A 16,545-nucleotide genomic window follows, 5' to 3' on the forward strand; every position below is an offset into this window, starting at 1 on the left:
AACGGTGCCCCCGGATGGGGGCCGGATCGTCGGGGTTTCTTGCGTTTGCGCTTCGCGCGGGTCATCGGAGCTTTCGGTCTCGGGTCGGGGGTGATTCACAGGATACGCAAAGCCAACGGGTCGGGCGCTCTCGGAGTTCCCGAGGGCGCTGTCGGCGTCAGGAAGGGCGCTGTCGGCGTCAGGATAGAGCGCCGTCAGCGCGCGGCGCGACCGGCGTAGTAGCGGCCGAGGAAGTCGTCGCGGTACGCCTCGTAGTCGCCGTTCTCGATGGCACGGCGGGCCCCGTCGACCATGTCGATGACGAAGGAGACGTTGTGCAGGGTTGCCAGCGTCGCCGCGAGCCCTTCCTTGGCCTTGAACAGGTGATGCAGGTAGGCGCGGGTGTATTGCGAGGTGTAATTGGCGATCTCGGGGTCGATCGGCCCGAAGTCCTTGCGGTAGCGCGCGTTGGTGATGTTGACCCGGCCATCGCGGGTGTAGACGGCACCGTTGCGCGCGACCCGCGTCGGCGAGACGCAGTCGAAGGTGTCCGCGCCGTTCTCGATGGCGGTGAAGATGTCGTCGGGCTCACTGATGCCGAGGAGATGTTTGGGTGCGTTCTCCGGGAGTTCGGTGTTGACCCAGCCGACGATGGTGCCGAGGTTGTCCTTCTCCAACGCACCGCCGATCCCGTAGCCGCCGAAGCCTTTTCCGCCGTTCTCGCGGTCGATGCGGGACAGTTCGGTCAGATCCCGCGCGGCCTTGCGTCGTAGATCCTCGTACTGCGCGCCCTGCAACACGCCCCACAGCGCCTGCTGCGGGCGGTGGCTGCGTTCGACCGAGAGCCGATTGTGTTCGGCGAGACAACGAATCGCCCAGAGCCGGGTCCGCTCGAGCGAATTCTCCTGATAGCCACGGGTGTTCATCAGGGTGGTGAGCTCGTCGAAGGCGAAGATGATGTCGGCGCCGAGCTGATGCTGGATCTGCATCGACACCTCGGGGGTGAAGCGGTGAAACGAGCCGTCGAGGTGCGACTTGAAGGTGACGCCGTCGTCGTCGACGTGGGAAAGTCGTTCGCGCCCTTCGGCGATCTTGTGATCGTCCTGCTCGCCGGTCACGTCCATCGAGATGACCTTCTTGAACCCGGCGCCCAGCGACATCACCTGGAAGCCGCCGCTGTCGGTGTAGGTGGGGCCCCGCCAGTTCATGAACGCACCCAGCCCGCCGGCCGCGTCGATGATCTCCGGCCCCGGCTGCAGATACAGGTGATAGGCGTTGGCCAGCACCGCTTGTGCCCCGAGCGCGGCCACCGACTCCGGCAGCACGGTCTTGACCGTCGCCTTGGTCCCGACCGGCACGAACGCAGGCGTGGCGATCTCCCCATGCGGCGTCGTGATGACACCGGTGCGCCCCAATGTGCCGGGGAGTCGGGTGCCGATCCGGAAGGTGTCGTGCGAACTCACCGGAGCATCTTCGCAGGCCATGAGCGTGCAGCTCAAACCGACGGTTGTCGTCTGTTCGTTCTCCGGGGCGGGTTCGCTACGGTGAAGACCATGTCGCATCCCACTTTGACCCGCTGGTCGGCCCGGTCGTTGGCGGTCGGCGGTATGGCCGCGCTGGCCACGGTGTCGCTGGCCGCATGCGGTGACGAACAGCAGTCCGGTGCGCAGGACTCCTCCGCCGCCCCCTCGGTCACCACACCGAGCACCAGCGTGCCGGTCGTCGCGGGCCCGAGCCCGCAGTCGCGCACCACCGAGGCGACCTCGGGCGCCGAGTCGGCCTCGACCTCGTCGACGAGCAAGACCTGCGGCAGCGTGGCCGGCCCCGACGGCGCATTGCGCGTGCTCGTGCTCGCCGGCGACGTCGACTGCGAGACCGCGAAGAAAATCGGCACCGAGTACAGCCCGAAGATCGCGACCGGCCAACAGCAGAAGGTCTCCGGTTGGACGTGCGGCCCGTCGGAGGTCCGCGGCATCCTCGCCGCCTGCCAATCGGGTGACAAGGTCCTTGGCTTCACGCCCTGACCAACCGCGTCCCGAGCCCACCGGCGCGACTTGACCCTCACGTGACGTCAGACCCGAAGGTGTGGGGAGTGAGCGAAGGACATCCCGAAGTGCTGACGGTCGGCGCCACGGCGCGGCTCGTCGGCGTCAGCGTGCGAACGTTGCACCACTATGACGAGATCGGCCTGGTGACGCCGTCGGCGCGCACCCATGCCGGCTACCGCGTCTACGACGACGCCGACGTCGAACGGCTCCATCAGGTACTGACCTACCGGGAGCTGGGATTTCCTCTCGAACAGATAGCGACCCTGCTCGACGATCCGTCGGCCGACGCGCTGGAACACCTCTCCACCCAGCGTGATCTGCTGCACGACCGTATCGCTCGCCTCACCCGAATGGTCGCGGCTGTGGAGGACATGATGACTGCGAAGAAGACCGGTATCGCGCTGACGGCGGCCGAGCAGGCCGAGATCTTCGGCGACGACTGGCTCGGCGACGAGTACGCCGACGAGGCACAGGAACGTTGGGGTGACACCGCTGCGTGGCAGCAGAGCCAACAGCGCACCGCCGGATACTCGAAGGACGATTGGCGGCGGATCAAGAAGGAGACCGACGCCTTCGAGGCAGGCGTGGCCGATGCGATGGGCCGCGGTGTGAGCCCCGGGTCGGCGGAGGCCGACGCCCTGGCCGAACAGCATCGGGCCGCGATCGAGAAGTTCTACGACTGCGGCTACGAGATGCAGGTGTGCCTGGCCGACATGTACGTCGCCGACCCGCGATTCACCGAGCATTACGACGGTGTCGCGACGGGCCTGGCGACCTACCTGCGCGAGATCATCCGGGCCAACGCCGCGAAGAAGCAGACGACGTAGCTGTTTCTCGCAGCGGTATCACCCCAGCGCGTCGGCGACCCGCTCGAGCGCGGCCACCCGACTGCCCTTGACCAGCACCACATCACCCTCGGTGAGGTCGTCGAGGGCGGCGACGGCGGCCTCGACGTCGCCGACGTGCCGGGCCACCGTTCCGTAGGACGGTTCGCCGACGGCGATCACCTCGACGCCGAGTGACTGCGCCTGCTGCGCGATCTGCTCGTGCGCGGCCGGTGCGTCTGCCCCGAGTTCGGCCATCGTGCCGAGCACCGCGATCCGACGGCGACCGTCGAGCGCGGCCAGCGACCGCAGCGCCGCGGCCATCGACGTCGGGTTGGCGTTGTAGGCGTCGTTGAGGATCGTGACACCGGCGTCGGTGGTGTGCAGTTCCATCCGCAACCCCGACAGCGCCGCACCGAGCAGGCCGTCGGCCATGACCTCGACGGGCACCCCCAGCCCGCCGGCGGCCGCGGCCGCGGCCAGCGCGTTGGACACCTGGTGTTCGCCGCGCGCACCCAGACTGACCTGCGTCGACCCCCACGGCGTGTGCAGCCGGAACGACGCACGCAGGGCCGCGTCGACGGTGATGTCGGTGGCGCTGACGTCGGCCGACGGGGTCAGCCCGTAGCTCAGCACCTGCGCCGAGGTGCGCTCGGCCATCGCGATCACGCGCTCGTGGTCGGCGTTGAGGACGGCGATGCCGTCGGCGGGCAGCGACTCGACGAGTTCGCCCTTTGCCCGGCCGACGGCGTCGATGTCGCCGAACAATTCCAGGTGGACGCCCTCGACGCGGGTGACGATCCCGACGGTCGGGCGGGCGATGGAGCACAACTCGGCGATGTGTCCGACGCCGCGCGCGCCCATCTCGACGACCACGGCCTCGGTGTCGTCGGGGGCGTTCGCCAGCGTCAGTGGCAGGCCCAGTTCGTTGTTGAACGATTTCTCGCTGGCGGCAGTGACGAAGGTCGTCGCGAGCACCCCGGCGAGCAGGTCCTTGGTGGAGGTCTTGCCGACCGACCCCGTCACCCCGACGACCCGTTCGGGCAGCCGGCGACGCACCAGTCGTCCGACGTCGGCGAGCGCGGCCGCGGTGTCGGCGCAGGTGATCGCGGCGGCGGCGACGTCGGTGCGCGGGGGCTGCGAGGTGAGGTACGCCGTGGCGCCCGCGGCGACGGCCGAACCGATGAAATCGTGTCCGTCGCGGGCGGCGACGATCGGGACGAACAGTTGCCCGGCGGCGACGGCACGCGAATCGATGGTCGCACCGTCGACCGTCACGTCCTCGCCGTTGGTCAGCTCTCCGCCGACGGCGTCGGCGATCTCACTTACCTGGATGTGCACGCCCTAACGCTATCGTGACCCCATGGCCTCTCCCCTGCTGCGTCTGATCGTGCTCTACGGCGGTGTGTCCGCCGAGCACGATGTCTCCCGGGTCACCGCGGCGCACGTGATCGCCGCCGCCGACCCCGCGAAGTATGAGGTGAGGCCGATCGGCATCGCCAAGGACGGCACCTGGGTGCGCAACGACAAGGTGATCGCCGCGCTCGCCGAGGGCACCGAGCTGCCCGGTGAACTCGAGATCGCCGGTACGGCCGTTGATCCGCTCGCCGAGTTGCGCCGGCAGTCCGACGACGCCATCGGCGTGGTGTTGCCGCTGCTGCACGGACCGCACGGTGAGGACGGCACGATCCAGGGCATGTTGGAGCTGTTCGGGCTGCCCTATGTCGGCGCCGGGGTGCTCGGCTCCGCGGTGTGCATGGACAAGGCGATGGCCAAGGTGGTTGCCGCGCAAGCCGGTATTCCGCAGTGCCGGTGGCTGGAGTTCCGCGATGGCGTCGACGATCCGCGCACCATCGCCTTCCGGGCGATCGAGGAGATGGGGCTTCCGCTGTTCGTCAAGCCCGCGAACATGGGCTCGTCGGTGGGGATCACCAAGGCCCACGACGCCGCCGAACTCGACGCCGCGATCAATCTCGCGCTGCGCTACGACGACGTCGTCGTCATCGAGGAAATGGTCGACGGACGTGAGATCGAGGTGGCCGTGCTCGGCAATGCGCTACCGGAGACCTCGGTGCCCGGGGAGATCATGCCGGGCAGTGAATTCTACGACTACGAGGACAAATACATCACCGGCGCCGCGAAACTGGTGATCCCGGCACCGTTGTCGAAGGAGGCCACCGCCGACGTCCGCGAACTCGCGGCGAAGGTGTTCACGGCGATGCGTTGCGCCGGCATGGCGCGCGTGGACTTCTTCTACGAGGAGTTCGGCCGCGGCTGGCTCCTCAACGAGGTCAACACCATTCCCGGTTTCACCCCGGGCTCGATGTATCCGAAACTCTGGGATGCCACCGGACTGCCCTACCCCGACCTCATCGACCGCCTGGTCACGCTCGCCCTCGAATCGCATCGTCGTCGTACCGGGTTCTCCACCGAACACTGACGTAGCATCAATCCCGTGAGCGGCACCGACGACGTGACCAGCACCGATGATGCTTTGCCCCAGCGACCTTCGGTGTTGCGGGTGTTGGTGTACTCCGACGACGCCGACACCCGTCGCCAGGTCATCGGCGCGCTGGGCACCCGGCCCGTGCCCGATCTGCCGGAGTTGAGCTTCTTGGAAGTGGCGACCGGACCGATGGTCTTCACCCAACTCGATGCCGGCAACGTCGACGTCGCCATCCTCGACGGTGAGGCCTCGCCCGAGGGTGGGCTGGGCATCGCCAAGCAGATGAGCGACGAATACGATCCGCGTCCGCCGACGCTCGTGCTGATCGGTCGCGCCGCCGACCGGTGGCTGGCCGACTGGTCGCGGGCCGACGCCGCCGCGACGCTTCCGGTCGATCCGATCGAATTGCCGGCAGCCCTGGGCGACATGTTGCGCGGAAAGCTCTCGCAGCAACGGTCCTGAACAGGCATTTCGACTCCTGGTCGGGACGACCGTCCGAAAACTCTCCCAAATGTCTCGACACGACGTCGTGCGCTTGTAAGGTTGTGTTGTAGCTCACATCAGCCCCGCTACTACCCAGCAGCTCACACCCATTGAGCGAGCGCACGGAGGGAGTCGATCGGCGATGAACGCCTATGTTCCGATCCTCGTTCTCGGCGCGATCGCGCTCGGCTTCGCGGTGTTCTCGGTCGTCATCGCCTCGGCGGTGGGGCCGCGCCGGGCCAACCGCGCCAAACTCGATGCCTATGAGTGCGGTATCGAGCCCATCGGCGGCGGAGCGGGGACGTCCACCCTCTCGGACGTGAGACAGACTGTGGTGCAGAGAATTCCGGTCAAGTACTACCTGACCGCGATGCTGTTCATCATCTTCGACATCGAGATCGTCTTCCTCTACCCATGGGCGGTGGCCTTCGACGGGCTCGGCTGGTTCGGTCTGGCGGCGATGGCCCTGTTCATCGTGAACGTGTCCGTCGCCTACGCCTACGAATGGCGCCGCGGCGGCTTGGGGTGGGACTGACGTGACTGATCGGGCACGAGTCGAGCACAAGGGAGCGCACCGATAGCGAGTTCGGCACACATGTGCCCGTGACCCGTCCGGCGCGGCGAGGAGGTAGGCGATGGGCCTCGAAGAGAGACTGCCCAGTGGATTCCTGCTGAGCACTGTGGAGGACCTGGCGGGATTCATGCGCAAGGGCTCGCTGTGGCCCGCGACCTTCGGCCTCGCGTGTTGCGCCATCGAGATGATGGCGAGCACCTCCGGTCGCTACGATCTGGCGCGGTTCGGGATGGAAGCGTTTCGCGCCTCGCCACGCCAGGCCGACCTGATGATCGTCGCCGGACGGGTCAGTCAGAAGATGGCCCCAGTGCTGCGCCAGATCTACGACCAGATGACCGAGCCCAAATGGGTTCTGGCGATGGGTGTTTGCGCCAGCTCGGGCGGCATGTTCAACAACTACGCCATCGTGCAGGGCGTCGACCACGTGGTGCCCGTCGACATTTATCTCCCCGGCTGTCCGCCACGTCCGGAGATGTTGCTCAACGCCATCCTCGCCCTGCACCGCAAGATCGGCGAGATGCCACTGGGCGTCAATCGCGAGGAGGCCATCTGGGCCGCCGAACAGGCGGCCCTGCAGGCCACTCCGACGATCGAGCTGAAGGGCCTGCTGCGATGACCGACGACGAGACGACCGCACCCGACGAGGTGATCGCGGTGCGCCACGGCCTGTTCGGGGTGCACGGCAGCGGCGACACGTCCGGATACGGCGGGCTGGTCCAGACGGTCACCTTGCCCGCGGCGACCCGGCCCTACGGCGGATACTTCGACCACATCGCCGACACGCTCTCCGCCGCACTCGACGCGGGCGGGGGGCCGGGTTTCGACGAGGCCATCGAGAAGGTGGAGATCCACGCCGGGGAAATGACGATGTACGTCGTCGCCCGACATCTGGCCGTCGTCGCGCTGACGCTGCGCAACCACGAGGCACTGCGATTCGAATTGTGCCTGGGCGTCAACGGGGTTCACTATCCCGACGACACCGGCCGCGAACTCCACGCGGTGTATCCGCTGGCGTCGATCACCCACAATCGGCGGCTGCGACTGGAGGTGGCGGTCCCCGACGCCGACCCGCGCATCCCGAGCCTGTGCGAGATCTACCCGACCAACGACTGGCACGAACGCGAGACCTTCGACTTCTTCGGCATCGTCTTCGACGGCCACCGCGCGCTCACCCGTATCTCGATGCCCGACGACTGGGTGGGTCATCCCCAGCGCAAGGACTACCCGCTGGGCGGGGTTCCGGTGGAGTACAAGGGAACCCAGGTTGCACCACCCGATCGCCGGAGGTCGTACTCATGACCGATCTCGACCCGCGGCCAAGTCACGCCGCACGCCCCGAACACACCTACACCGTCTCCGGCCAGGATTGGGACGAGATCGTCTCCGAGGTGTCGGCGCGCGCCGCCGCGAACTCCGGTGAGGAACGGATCGTGGTGAACATGGGTCCGCAGCACCCGTCCACGCACGGGGTTCTGCGGTTGATCCTGGAGATCGAGGGCGAGACGGTCACCGAGGCACGGTGCGGAATCGGCTACCTGCACACCGGGATCGAGAAGAACCTGGAGTACCGCAACTGGATTCAGGGCGTCACCTTCGTCACCCGCATGGACTATCTCTCGCCGTTCTTCAACGAAACGGCGTACTGCCTGGCGGTGGAGAAGCTCCTGGGTATCACCGAGATGATCCCGGAGCGCGCCTCGGTCATCCGGGTGATGCTCATGGAGCTCAATCGGATCACCTCCCACCTGGTCGCCCTGGCCACCGGTGGTATGGAACTCGGTGCGGTGACCGCGATGTTCTCCGGTTTCGGTATCCGCGAACAGATCCTCGACATCTTCGAGCTCGTCACCGGCCTGCGGATGAACCACGCCTTCATCCGGCCGGGCGGAGTGGCCACCGACCTCCCCGACGGCGCCGTGGAGCAGATCGCCGCGATCGTCGCCGCCCTGCCCGAGCAACTGGCCAAACTCTCGGACCTGTTGACCGACAACTACATCTGGAAGGCACGCACCTGTGACGTCGGCTTCCTCGACCTCACCGGGTGCATGGCGCTGGGCATCACTGGCCCCGTCCTGCGATCCACCGGCCTGCCGCACGACGTGCGCAAGACCGAACCCTACTGTGGGTACGAGGACTACGAGTTCGAGGTGATCACCGAGACCACCTGCGACTCCTACGGGCGCTACATGATTCGCGTACGTGAGATGAGTGAATCGGTGCGGATCGTCGAACAGTGCTTGGCACGGCTGCGCCCCGGACCGGTGATGGTGACCGACGCCAACATCGCCTGGCCCGCCGATCTCGCGCTCGGACCCGACGGACTCGGCAACTCCCCGGCCCACATCGCCGAGATCATGGGCGAATCCATGGAGTCGTTGATCCACCACTTCAAACTCGTCACCGAGGGTATGCGGGTGCCACCGGGCCAGTGCTATGTCGCGATCGAATCGCCGCGCGGTGAGCTCGGTGTCCACATGGTCTCCGACGGCGGAACCCGGCCCTACCGAGTGCATTTCCGCGATCCGTCGTTCACCAACCTGCAGGCCGTGGCGGCGATGTGCGAGGGCGGCATGGTCGCCGACGTGATCACCGCGGTGGCCAGCATCGACCCGGTGATGGGAGGCGTGGACCGATGAGCGAACCGGTGTACCTCGAGCTGGGAATCGACGGACCGCCACCCGAACCCACCCCGACCAGTAGTGCGCAGGCCGAACCCGCAGCGTGCGTCGCACGCCCGCACGGACCGATCGAGTTCGACGGCCCGGCAACCTATCCCGACGGCGTCGCCGATCGTCTGCGACAGGCGGCTGCCCCGATCGTCGCGCGCTACCCGCAATCCCGATCGGCGCTGCTACCCCTGCTGCACCTGATGCAGTCCCAGGACGGACACCTCACCCGCGCCGGTATCGCACTGTGCGCCGAGATCCTCGACCTCACCGACGCCCAGGTCGCCGCGGTGGCCACCTTCTACTCGATGTTCCGCCGCACGCCCACCGGCGAGTATCTGATCGGTGTGTGCACCAACACCCTCTGTGGGGTTCTCGGTGGTGACGAGATCCTGCGCACGGTGTGTGAACACCTCGGTGTCGCACCCGGTGAGACCACCGAGGATCACCGGATCACCGTCGAGCACCTCGAATGCAACGCGGCCTGCGATCTCGCCCCGGTGGTGATGGTCAACTGGGAGTTCTTCGACCAGCAGACCCCGGAGTCGGTGGTCGAACTCGTCGAGGACCTGCGGGCCGGGGTCGAGGTCACGCCCAGTCGCAGTGACCGGGCGGTGGCCGGATTCCGGGACACCGCAGCCGTATTGGCCGGAGTCGGAGAGGTCGCGTCGCCCACCGCAGGTGATACTGCAGCAGGTGATGCCGGGCCCACCGAGTATCCGATCGAAGCCGAGCCGGCAGCGCCGCCGGTCCTGTCGCGGCATTGGGCCGAGCCGGAGTCGTGGACCCTGGACAACTATCGGCGCCACAACGGGTACCGGGGCCTGCGCGCCGCGCTGGACATGGCTCCCGACGCCGTCATCGAGGCGGTCAAGTCGGCGGGATTGCGCGGGCGCGGCGGGGCGGGTTTCCCGGTGGGACTGAAGTGGTCGTTCATCCCGCAGGACAAGGGGGACGCCCCGAATCCGGATGCGCCACCGCACTATCTGGTGGTCAACGCCGACGAGTCCGAGCCGGGCACCTGCAAGGACATGCCGCTGATGCTCGCATCTCCGCACTCCCTCGTGGAGGGGGCGATCATCGCGGCCTACGCGATCCGGGCGCGCCACGCCTTCATCTACCTGCGCGGTGAGGTCGTCGGGGTGCTGCGTCGCCTGCGTCAGGCCGTCGACGAGGCCTACGCCGCAGGCTATCTGGGGCGTGACATCCTCGGATCGGGGATCGACGTCGACCTCGTGGTACACGCCGGCGCGGGCGCGTACATCTGCGGTGAGGAAACGGCCTTGCTCGACTCGCTCGAGGGTCGTCGCGGCCAGCCCCGACTGCGGCCGCCGTTCCCCGCGGTCGCCGGTCTCTACGCGAGTCCGACGGTGGTCAACAACGTCGAATCGATCGCCAGCGTCCCGGCGATCCTGCGCAACGGCATCGACTGGTTTCGGGCGATGGGCACCGAGAAGTCGCCGGGATTCACCCTGTACTCGCTGTCGGGACACGTCAACCATCCCGGCCAGTACGAGGCTCCCCTCGGTATCACGTTGCGGCAGTTGCTCGACCGGGCCGGGGGCGTCCGCGACGGGCACCACCTCAAGTTCTGGACGCCGGGCGGATCGTCGACGCCGATGCTCACCGCCGATCATCTCGACGTCCCGCTCGACTACGAGGGCGTCGCCGAGGCCGGATCGATGTTGGGTACCAAGGCCTTACAGATCTTCGACGAGACCACCTGCGTGGTGCGGGCGGTGCTGCGCTGGACCGAGTTCTACGCACACGAGTCGTGCGGTAAGTGCACACCGTGCCGGGAGGGCACCTACTGGCTGGTGCAGCAGTTGCGTGCCATCGAGTCCGGCGACCTCGACGCCGACGAGATGTCCGCGGCACTCGAGGTCCTCTCCGACGTCACCAACAGCATCGTCGGGAAGTCGTTCTGCGCACTCGGTGACGGCGCCGGAAGCCCGATCGTGTCGGCGCTCAAGTACTTCCGGGACGAGTTCCTCGCCCACACCCGTACCGGGTCGGGTCCGGAGGCGCGCGGGCGCTGCCCGTTCGATCCCGCCGCGTCGACCGTCTTCACCGACCACCGCACGCCGTACGTCCCGGGAGCGAGCCGATGACCGCACTGTCCGATCGGCCCTCGTCCGCCGAACCCGTCGAACTCGTCACCGCGACCATCGACGGCACCGAGGTGCGGGTACCGCCCGGCACCTTGGTGATCCGGGCTGCCGAACGTGCCGGCATCCAGATCCCCCGGTTCTGCGATCACCCGCTGCTCGCCCCGGTCGGTGCGTGCCGGCAGTGTCTCGTCGAGGTCGAGGGGCAACGCAAACCGCTCGCCTCGTGCACCACGACGGTCACCGAGGGCATGGAGGTCCGCACCCAACTCGGCTCGGAGATCGCCGAGAAGGCCCAGCGCGGGGTGATGGAACTGCTCCTCATCAACCATCCGCTGGACTGCCCGATCTGCGACAAGGGCGGTGAATGCCCGCTGCAGAACCAGGCGATGACCGCGGGGCGGCCACACTCGCGGTTCACCGGACCCAAACGCACCTACACCAAACCGGTTCCGCTGTCCTCGGCGGTGCTGCTCGACCGGGAGCGGTGCGTGCTGTGCGCCCGCTGCACCCGCTTCGCCGACCAGATCGCCGGCGACCCACTGATCGACCTCGCCGATCGCGGTGCGCTGCAACAGGTCAGCACCGCTGACGGGACCCCGTTCGACTCGTACTTCTCCGGTAATACCGTGCAGATCTGTCCCGTCGGTGCGTTGACCGGCACCGCCTACCGATTCCGCGCGCGGCCTTTCGATCTGGTATCCACCCCGAGCACCTGCGAACATTGTGCGAGCGGCTGCGCCCAGCGCACCGACCATCGGCGGGGAAAGGTGTTGCGGCGCCTGGCCGCCGACGACCCCGCCGTCAACGAGGAGTGGAACTGCGACAAGGGACGCTGGGCGTTCGCCTACACCGCCAACGCCGATCGACTCACCACACCGCTGGTCCGGGACCGTCACGGACAGCTGCGGGAGGTGTCGTGGGCGCAGGCGTTGCGCGCCGCCGCCGACGGATTGCAGGCCGCCCAGGGTCGTGCCGGAGTCCTGACCGGTGGCCGGATCACCGCCGAGGACGCCTACGCCTACGTCCGGTTCGCGCGAACCGTTCTCGACACCAACGACATCGACTTCCGCTCCCGGCCACACAGCGCCGAGGAGACCGCATTCCTCACTCGGCACGTCGCCGCCCGCGCCGACGACCTCACCTACGACGCCCTGGTCGCGGCGCCGAACGTGCTGCTCGCCGGATTCGAGCCGGAGGAGGAGTCGCCGATCGTCTTCCTGCGACTGCGTCGCGCGGTGCGCACCACGGGCACGCGGGTCCACACCATCGCACCGTGGCGCAGCCCAGGCATCGAAAAGCTCAGCGGCACAGTACTGCCCGTTGTTCCGGGCGCCGAGGCCGCGGTACTCGATGACGACTCCACCGCGGCGTTGCTCGGGGACTCGGGATCGGTGATCATCGTCGGCGAACGCCTCGCGAGCGCACCGGGCGCCCTCTCGGCGGCGGTACGGCTCGCCGAAAAGACCGGCGCACGGCTGGTGTGGATTCCGCGTCGGGCCGGCGATCGCGGAGCGGTGGAGGTCGGCGCGCTGCCGACCCTGCTGCCCGGCGGCCGGCCGGTCACCGATACCACCGCACGACTCCAGGTCGCCGGACTCTGGCAGGCGCGCGATCTCCCGTCCATCCCTGGGCGCGACAGCGGTGAGATCCTCTCCGCCGCAACGACCGGACGCCTCGACGCGCTGCTCGTAGGCGGTGTCGATCCGGCCGATCTCCCCGACCCCGCCGCGGCGATCGCCGCCCTCGACGCGGTGGGATTCCTGGTGAGCCTGGAGATCCAGACATCAGCGGTGACCGAACGCGCCGACGTGGTGCTGCCGGTCGCGGCGGCCACGGAGAAGGCGGGGATGTTCCTCGACTGGGAAGGCCGGGCACGCCCGTTCCCCGCCGCCCTCGCCGACACCGGGCGGCTGTCGGATCATCGGGTCCTCGACGCGCTGGCGCAGGCGGCGGGTGTCTCGCTGGACTGCCGCGAGATCACCGATATTCGAGCACAATTGGGCCGCCTCGGCCCGTGGACGGGCTCTCGACCGGAGATACCGGTACCCCCGGAGTCGGCTGCCCGCACACCCGGCCCCGGCGAGTCGGTTCTGTCGACCTGGCATCTGCTGCTCGACGACGGCCGACTCCAAGACGGCGAGCCGTATCTCGCTGGCACCGCGCACCCGTCGGTCGCGCGATGCTCGGCGGCCACGGCGAACGCCGCCGGACTCACCGACGGAGACGACGTCGAGCTGGGTACCGACTCGGGCACACTGCGGCTTCCGCTGCTGATCACCGACATGGTCGACGGCGTGGTGTGGGTGCCCACCAATTCGGCGTCCTCGCATGTCCGTTCGCAGCTCCATGCAGAATCCGGCGACGTCGTCGCCATCCGTCCGGCGGAAGGGCAGTCGTGAACCTGGCAGCCACCGACTATCCCGATCTCGGCGACTTCGGCCACGATCCGTGGTGGCTCGTGCTCATCAAGGCGGTGGCGGTCTTCGCCTTTCTGGTGGCCAATCCGCTCGTCGCGATCCTCGCCGAACGAAAGATCATGGCCCGCATGCAAGCCCGACTCGGGCCCAACCGGGTCGGGCCGCACGGGATGCTGCAGAGCATGGCCGACGGCGTGAAACTCGCACTGAAAGAGGGCATCACACCGTTCGGTGTCGACAAGGTCCTCTACCTGATCGCGCCCGTCATCGCCGTGGTCCCGGCCATCATGGCGTTCGCGGTGATCCCGTTCGGCCCGATGGTGTCGGTGTTCGGCCACCACACCCCGCTGCAACTGACCGACCTGCCCGTCGGGGTGCTGTTCATCCTGGCGATGGCGTCGATCGGGGTCTACGGAATCGTGTTGGCCGGGTGGTCTTCCGGGTCCACCTATCCCCTGCTCGGCGGTCTGCGGTCGACCGCACAGGTCATCTCCTACGAGATCGCGATGGGCCTGACCTTCGCCGCGGTATTCCTCGACTCGGGCACCATGTCGACCTCGGAGATCGTTGCCGGGCAACACAACTACTGGTACGGCCTCGTGTTGCTCCCGTCCTTCGTCATCTACGCGGTGTCGATGGTCGGCGAAACCAACCGCGCGCCCTTCGATCTCCCCGAGGCCGAGGGCGAACTCGTCGGCGGCTTCCACACCGAGTACTCCTCACTGAAGTTCGCGATGTTCATGCTCGCCGAATACATCAACATGGTGACCGTGTCGGCACTGGCCACCACCCTGTTCCTCGGCGGCTGGCAGGCGCCGTGGCCGCTGAGTCTGTGGGACGGAGCCAATTCCGGCTGGTGGCCGATCCTGTGGTTCACCCTCAAGGTCTGGGTGTTCATGTTCGTCTTCATCTGGTTGCGCACCAGCCTGCCGCGTCTGCGCTACGACCAGTTCATGAACCTCGGCTGGAAGGTCCTCATCCCGGTGTCGTTGACCTGGGTGATGATCGTCGCGCTAATCCGCGCCGCGTTCGGTTCCGCGAGCGACACGGTGCCACGGGCATTGGTGTCGGCGGCCGTCGGGCTGGTGGTGACCCTACTGTTGCTCTGGCTCGTTCGTCGCGTCGTCCGCCCCGCGCCACCGCACGTCCCGGTACCCGACACCCCCGCGTCCCGAGGCGAGATCCCGTTCGACCCGATGGCCGGCGGCTTCCCGGTGCCGCCCCTACCCGGCCAACTCCCCGCGAAGGAGACCACCGATGCCTGACTTCCTCAAGCCCCCCAAACCCTTGAGCGGCATGGGGGTGACGTTCTCGTCGATGTTCGCGCCGACGGTCACCGAGCAGTACCCCGAGGAGAAGAAACCCACCGCGCCGCGCTATCACGGTCGGCACCAACTCAATCGGCACCCCGACGGTCTCGAGAAGTGCGTGGGCTGCGAACTCTGCGCATGGGCCTGCCCGGCCGACGCCATCTTCGTCGAGGGCGCCGACAACACCGACGAGCAGCGCTATTCGCCGGGTGAACGCTACGGCCGTGTCTACCAGATCAACTACCTCCGGTGCATCGGCTGCGGCCTGTGCATCGAAGCCTGCCCCACCCGGGCATTGACGATGACCAACGACTACGAGCTCGCCGACGACAACCGCGCCGACCTCATCTACGAGAAGCAGCAGTTGCTCGCGCCGCTACCGGCGGGCACCGAGCCGACACCGCACGATGTCAGCGCTGCGGCCGCAGCCGGGACCGCACCACGAGAGGCCGACTACTACCTGGGACGCGTGGGCGCCGACGGCACCGTGACCGGCCGGTCCGCCGGTGCCGAGACCACCGCCGCCGAGACCACCGCCGCCGGGACCACCAGCACCGTGACCACCAGCGCCGGGGTCGGGCCGTGAGTGCCTCGACGATCCTGGCGCACTCGGGTGCGGCACTGACCGATGCGGTGCTCGCCGATGCCGCCCGCACCTCCACCGGTGAGGCGGTGCAGTTCTGGATTCTCGGCGTCGTGGCCGTCGCCGGCGCGTTGGGGGTGGTCTTCGCCACCAAGGCCGTGTATTCGGCGATGTTCCTGGCCACCACGATGATCGTGCTCGCCGTCTTCTACGTCGCGCAGGGCGCCCTGTTCCTCGGAGTCGTGCAGGTGGTGGTCTACACCGGCGCGGTGATGATGTTGTTCTTGTTCGTGCTCATGCTGATCGGCGTGGACTCCTCGGATTCACTGGTCGAAACCCTACGCGGACAACGGGTTGCCGCGGTGGTGTTGGGAATCGGGTTCGGCGCGTTGCTGTGTGGCGGTATCGGTACGGCGACCGTCGCGATCACCGCACCGCCGGGTGCGGTGGCTGCGCGACCACCGGGGAGCAACGGAGCCGTCGAGGCCATCGCCGAACTGATCTTCGTGCGCTACCTGTGGGCGTTCGAACTCACCGGCGCCCTTCTCATCACCGCAACGCTGGGCGCTATGGTGCTCGCGCACCGAGAACGCTTCGGGCCGAAGCGGACCCAGCGGGAGATCTCGGTCGAGCGGTTCCGCAAGGGCATCGATGTCACGCCGCTGCCGAGTCCGGGAGTCTTCGCCCGGCACAACGCCGTCGACATCCCTGCCCTGCTGCCCGACGGCACGCCGTCGGAGTTGTCGGTCAACGCACGATTGCGCGCCCGGCAACCGGATCGGGGGACGGCGAAGTGAATCCCGAGAACTACCTGTATCTCTCGGCCCTGCTGTTCGCCATCGGTGCGGCGGGGGTGTTGTTGCGGCGCAACGCGATCGTCGTGTTCATGTGTGTCGAGCTGATGCTCAACGCGGCGAACCTGTCGTTCGTGACCTTCGCGCGCATGCAGAGCAGCGTCGACGGGCAGGTGATCGCGTTCTTCACGATGGTGGTCGCGGCCGCCGAGGTGGTCGTCGGACTCGCGATCATCATGATGATCTTCCGATCCCGGCGCAGCGCCTCGGTCGATGACGCCGCCCTGCTGCGGAGATAGGGACGGCCGGG

Annotated in this window: 16 protein-coding genes; 14 read left to right on the plus strand and 2 right to left on the minus strand. The window is 67.7% G+C overall.

The window, feature by feature from the left end:
- Positions 1-194: 194 nt before the first annotated feature.
- Positions 195-1,463, minus strand: a complete 1,269-nt coding sequence (tgt, locus tag J6U32_RS01065) for a tRNA guanosine(34) transglycosylase Tgt (RefSeq protein WP_208793172.1) — start codon at positions 1,461-1,463, stop codon at positions 195-197.
- 123 nt (positions 1,464-1,586) lie between these two features.
- Between tgt and J6U32_RS01070 the strand changes: the two genes are divergently transcribed.
- Together J6U32_RS01070 and J6U32_RS01075 are read left to right on the plus strand one after the other, a co-directional pair.
- Positions 1,587-2,003 (plus strand): hypothetical protein, encoded by a 417-nt coding sequence (locus J6U32_RS01070; protein ID WP_208795901.1) that lies wholly within the window; start codon positions 1,587-1,589, stop codon positions 2,001-2,003.
- 68 nt (positions 2,004-2,071) lie between these two features.
- Positions 2,072-2,854 carry a MerR family transcriptional regulator gene (locus J6U32_RS01075; RefSeq protein WP_208793173.1) on the plus strand — a complete coding sequence of 261 codons (783 nt, stop codon included), beginning with the start codon at positions 2,072-2,074 and terminating at the stop codon, positions 2,852-2,854.
- Positions 2,855-2,872: 18 nt separating this feature from the next.
- Here J6U32_RS01075 and J6U32_RS01080 read toward each other — a convergent pair whose 3' ends face one another.
- Entirely contained in the window at positions 2,873-4,192 is a 1,320-nt protein-coding gene (locus J6U32_RS01080) for a UDP-N-acetylmuramoyl-tripeptide--D-alanyl-D-alanine ligase (RefSeq protein WP_208793174.1), read from the minus strand.
- A gap of 22 nt (positions 4,193-4,214) precedes the next feature.
- Here J6U32_RS01080 and J6U32_RS01085 point away from each other — a divergent pair, with 22 nt between their 5' ends.
- The 12 genes from J6U32_RS01085 to nuoK all read left to right on the plus strand — a co-directional run bounded on the left by J6U32_RS01085 (position 4,215) and on the right by nuoK (position 16,534).
- Positions 4,215-5,291: a D-alanine--D-alanine ligase family protein gene (locus J6U32_RS01085; protein WP_208793175.1), complete on the plus strand. Its 1,077-nt coding sequence runs from the start codon at positions 4,215-4,217 to the stop codon at positions 5,289-5,291.
- Positions 5,292-5,306: 15 nt separating this feature from the next.
- The gene (locus J6U32_RS01090) at positions 5,307-5,759 is read left to right on the plus strand and encodes a hypothetical protein (RefSeq protein WP_208793176.1); all 453 of its coding nucleotides are present in this window, start codon (positions 5,307-5,309) and stop codon (positions 5,757-5,759) included.
- 163 nt (positions 5,760-5,922) lie between these two features.
- On the plus strand, positions 5,923-6,315 hold the full coding sequence (locus tag J6U32_RS01095; RefSeq protein ID WP_208793177.1) for an NADH-quinone oxidoreductase subunit A: 393 nt from the start codon (positions 5,923-5,925) through the stop codon (positions 6,313-6,315).
- 100 nt (positions 6,316-6,415) lie between these two features.
- Positions 6,416-6,970, plus strand: coding sequence for a NuoB/complex I 20 kDa subunit family protein (locus tag J6U32_RS01100; RefSeq protein WP_006371687.1), 555 nt, complete (start codon positions 6,416-6,418; stop codon positions 6,968-6,970).
- Complete coding sequence (locus J6U32_RS01105; RefSeq protein ID WP_208793178.1) at positions 6,967-7,653, plus strand: NADH-quinone oxidoreductase subunit C; 687 nt, start codon at positions 6,967-6,969, stop codon at positions 7,651-7,653. The genes J6U32_RS01100 and J6U32_RS01105 overlap by 4 nt, the downstream gene beginning before the upstream one ends.
- The gene (locus tag J6U32_RS01110; RefSeq protein ID WP_208793179.1) at positions 7,650-8,990 is read left to right on the plus strand and encodes an NADH-quinone oxidoreductase subunit D; all 1,341 of its coding nucleotides are present in this window, start codon (positions 7,650-7,652) and stop codon (positions 8,988-8,990) included. Before J6U32_RS01105 ends, J6U32_RS01110 begins: the two co-directional genes overlap by 4 nt.
- Positions 8,987-11,131 (plus strand): NADH-quinone oxidoreductase subunit NuoF, encoded by a 2,145-nt coding sequence (nuoF, locus tag J6U32_RS01115; RefSeq protein WP_208793180.1) that lies wholly within the window; start codon positions 8,987-8,989, stop codon positions 11,129-11,131. The genes J6U32_RS01110 and nuoF overlap by 4 nt, the downstream gene beginning before the upstream one ends.
- Entirely contained in the window at positions 11,128-13,530 is a 2,403-nt protein-coding gene (locus tag J6U32_RS01120) for an NADH-quinone oxidoreductase subunit G (protein ID WP_208793181.1), read from the plus strand. Before nuoF ends, J6U32_RS01120 begins: the two co-directional genes overlap by 4 nt.
- A complete protein-coding gene (gene nuoH / locus J6U32_RS01125; RefSeq protein WP_208793182.1) occupies positions 13,527-14,813 on the plus strand; it encodes an NADH-quinone oxidoreductase subunit NuoH in 1,287 nt (428 codons plus the stop codon). The genes J6U32_RS01120 and nuoH overlap by 4 nt, the downstream gene beginning before the upstream one ends.
- Positions 14,806-15,444, plus strand: coding sequence for an NADH-quinone oxidoreductase subunit NuoI (nuoI, locus tag J6U32_RS01130; protein ID WP_208793183.1), 639 nt, complete (start codon positions 14,806-14,808; stop codon positions 15,442-15,444). The genes nuoH and nuoI overlap by 8 nt, the downstream gene beginning before the upstream one ends.
- A 14-nt stretch (positions 15,445-15,458) precedes the next feature.
- The gene (locus J6U32_RS01135; protein ID WP_208795902.1) at positions 15,459-16,238 is read left to right on the plus strand and encodes an NADH-quinone oxidoreductase subunit J; all 780 of its coding nucleotides are present in this window, start codon (positions 15,459-15,461) and stop codon (positions 16,236-16,238) included.
- Entirely contained in the window at positions 16,235-16,534 is a 300-nt protein-coding gene (nuoK, locus tag J6U32_RS01140; RefSeq protein WP_006371695.1) for an NADH-quinone oxidoreductase subunit NuoK, read from the plus strand. The genes J6U32_RS01135 and nuoK overlap by 4 nt, the downstream gene beginning before the upstream one ends.
- Positions 16,535-16,545: the final 11 nt, after the last annotated feature.

It is taken from the genome of Gordonia polyisoprenivorans (assembly GCF_017654315.1).
Classification (GTDB): domain Bacteria; phylum Actinomycetota; class Actinomycetes; order Mycobacteriales; family Mycobacteriaceae; genus Gordonia; species Gordonia polyisoprenivorans_A.

Bases quoted from the DNA above. Each gene is read 5' to 3' on its own strand.
- tgt (WP_208793172.1), bottom strand. From the start codon at position 1,463: ATGGCCTGCGAAGATGCTCCGGTGAGTTCGCACGACACCTTCCGGATC.
- J6U32_RS01070 (WP_208795901.1), top strand. From the start codon at position 1,587: ATGGCCGCGCTGGCCACGGTGTCGCTGGCCGCATGCGGTGACGAACAG.
- J6U32_RS01085 (WP_208793175.1), top strand. From the start codon at position 4,215: ATGGCCTCTCCCCTGCTGCGTCTGATCGTGCTCTACGGCGGTGTGTCC.
- J6U32_RS01095 (WP_208793177.1), top strand. From the start codon at position 5,923: ATGAACGCCTATGTTCCGATCCTCGTTCTCGGCGCGATCGCGCTCGGC.
- J6U32_RS01100 (WP_006371687.1), top strand. From the start codon at position 6,416: ATGGGCCTCGAAGAGAGACTGCCCAGTGGATTCCTGCTGAGCACTGTG.
- J6U32_RS01105 (WP_208793178.1), top strand. From the start codon at position 6,967: ATGACCGACGACGAGACGACCGCACCCGACGAGGTGATCGCGGTGCGC.
- J6U32_RS01110 (WP_208793179.1), top strand. From the start codon at position 7,650: ATGACCGATCTCGACCCGCGGCCAAGTCACGCCGCACGCCCCGAACAC.
- nuoF (WP_208793180.1), top strand. From the start codon at position 8,987: ATGAGCGAACCGGTGTACCTCGAGCTGGGAATCGACGGACCGCCACCC.
- J6U32_RS01120 (WP_208793181.1), top strand. From the start codon at position 11,128: ATGACCGCACTGTCCGATCGGCCCTCGTCCGCCGAACCCGTCGAACTC.
- nuoI (WP_208793183.1), top strand. From the start codon at position 14,806: ATGCCTGACTTCCTCAAGCCCCCCAAACCCTTGAGCGGCATGGGGGTG.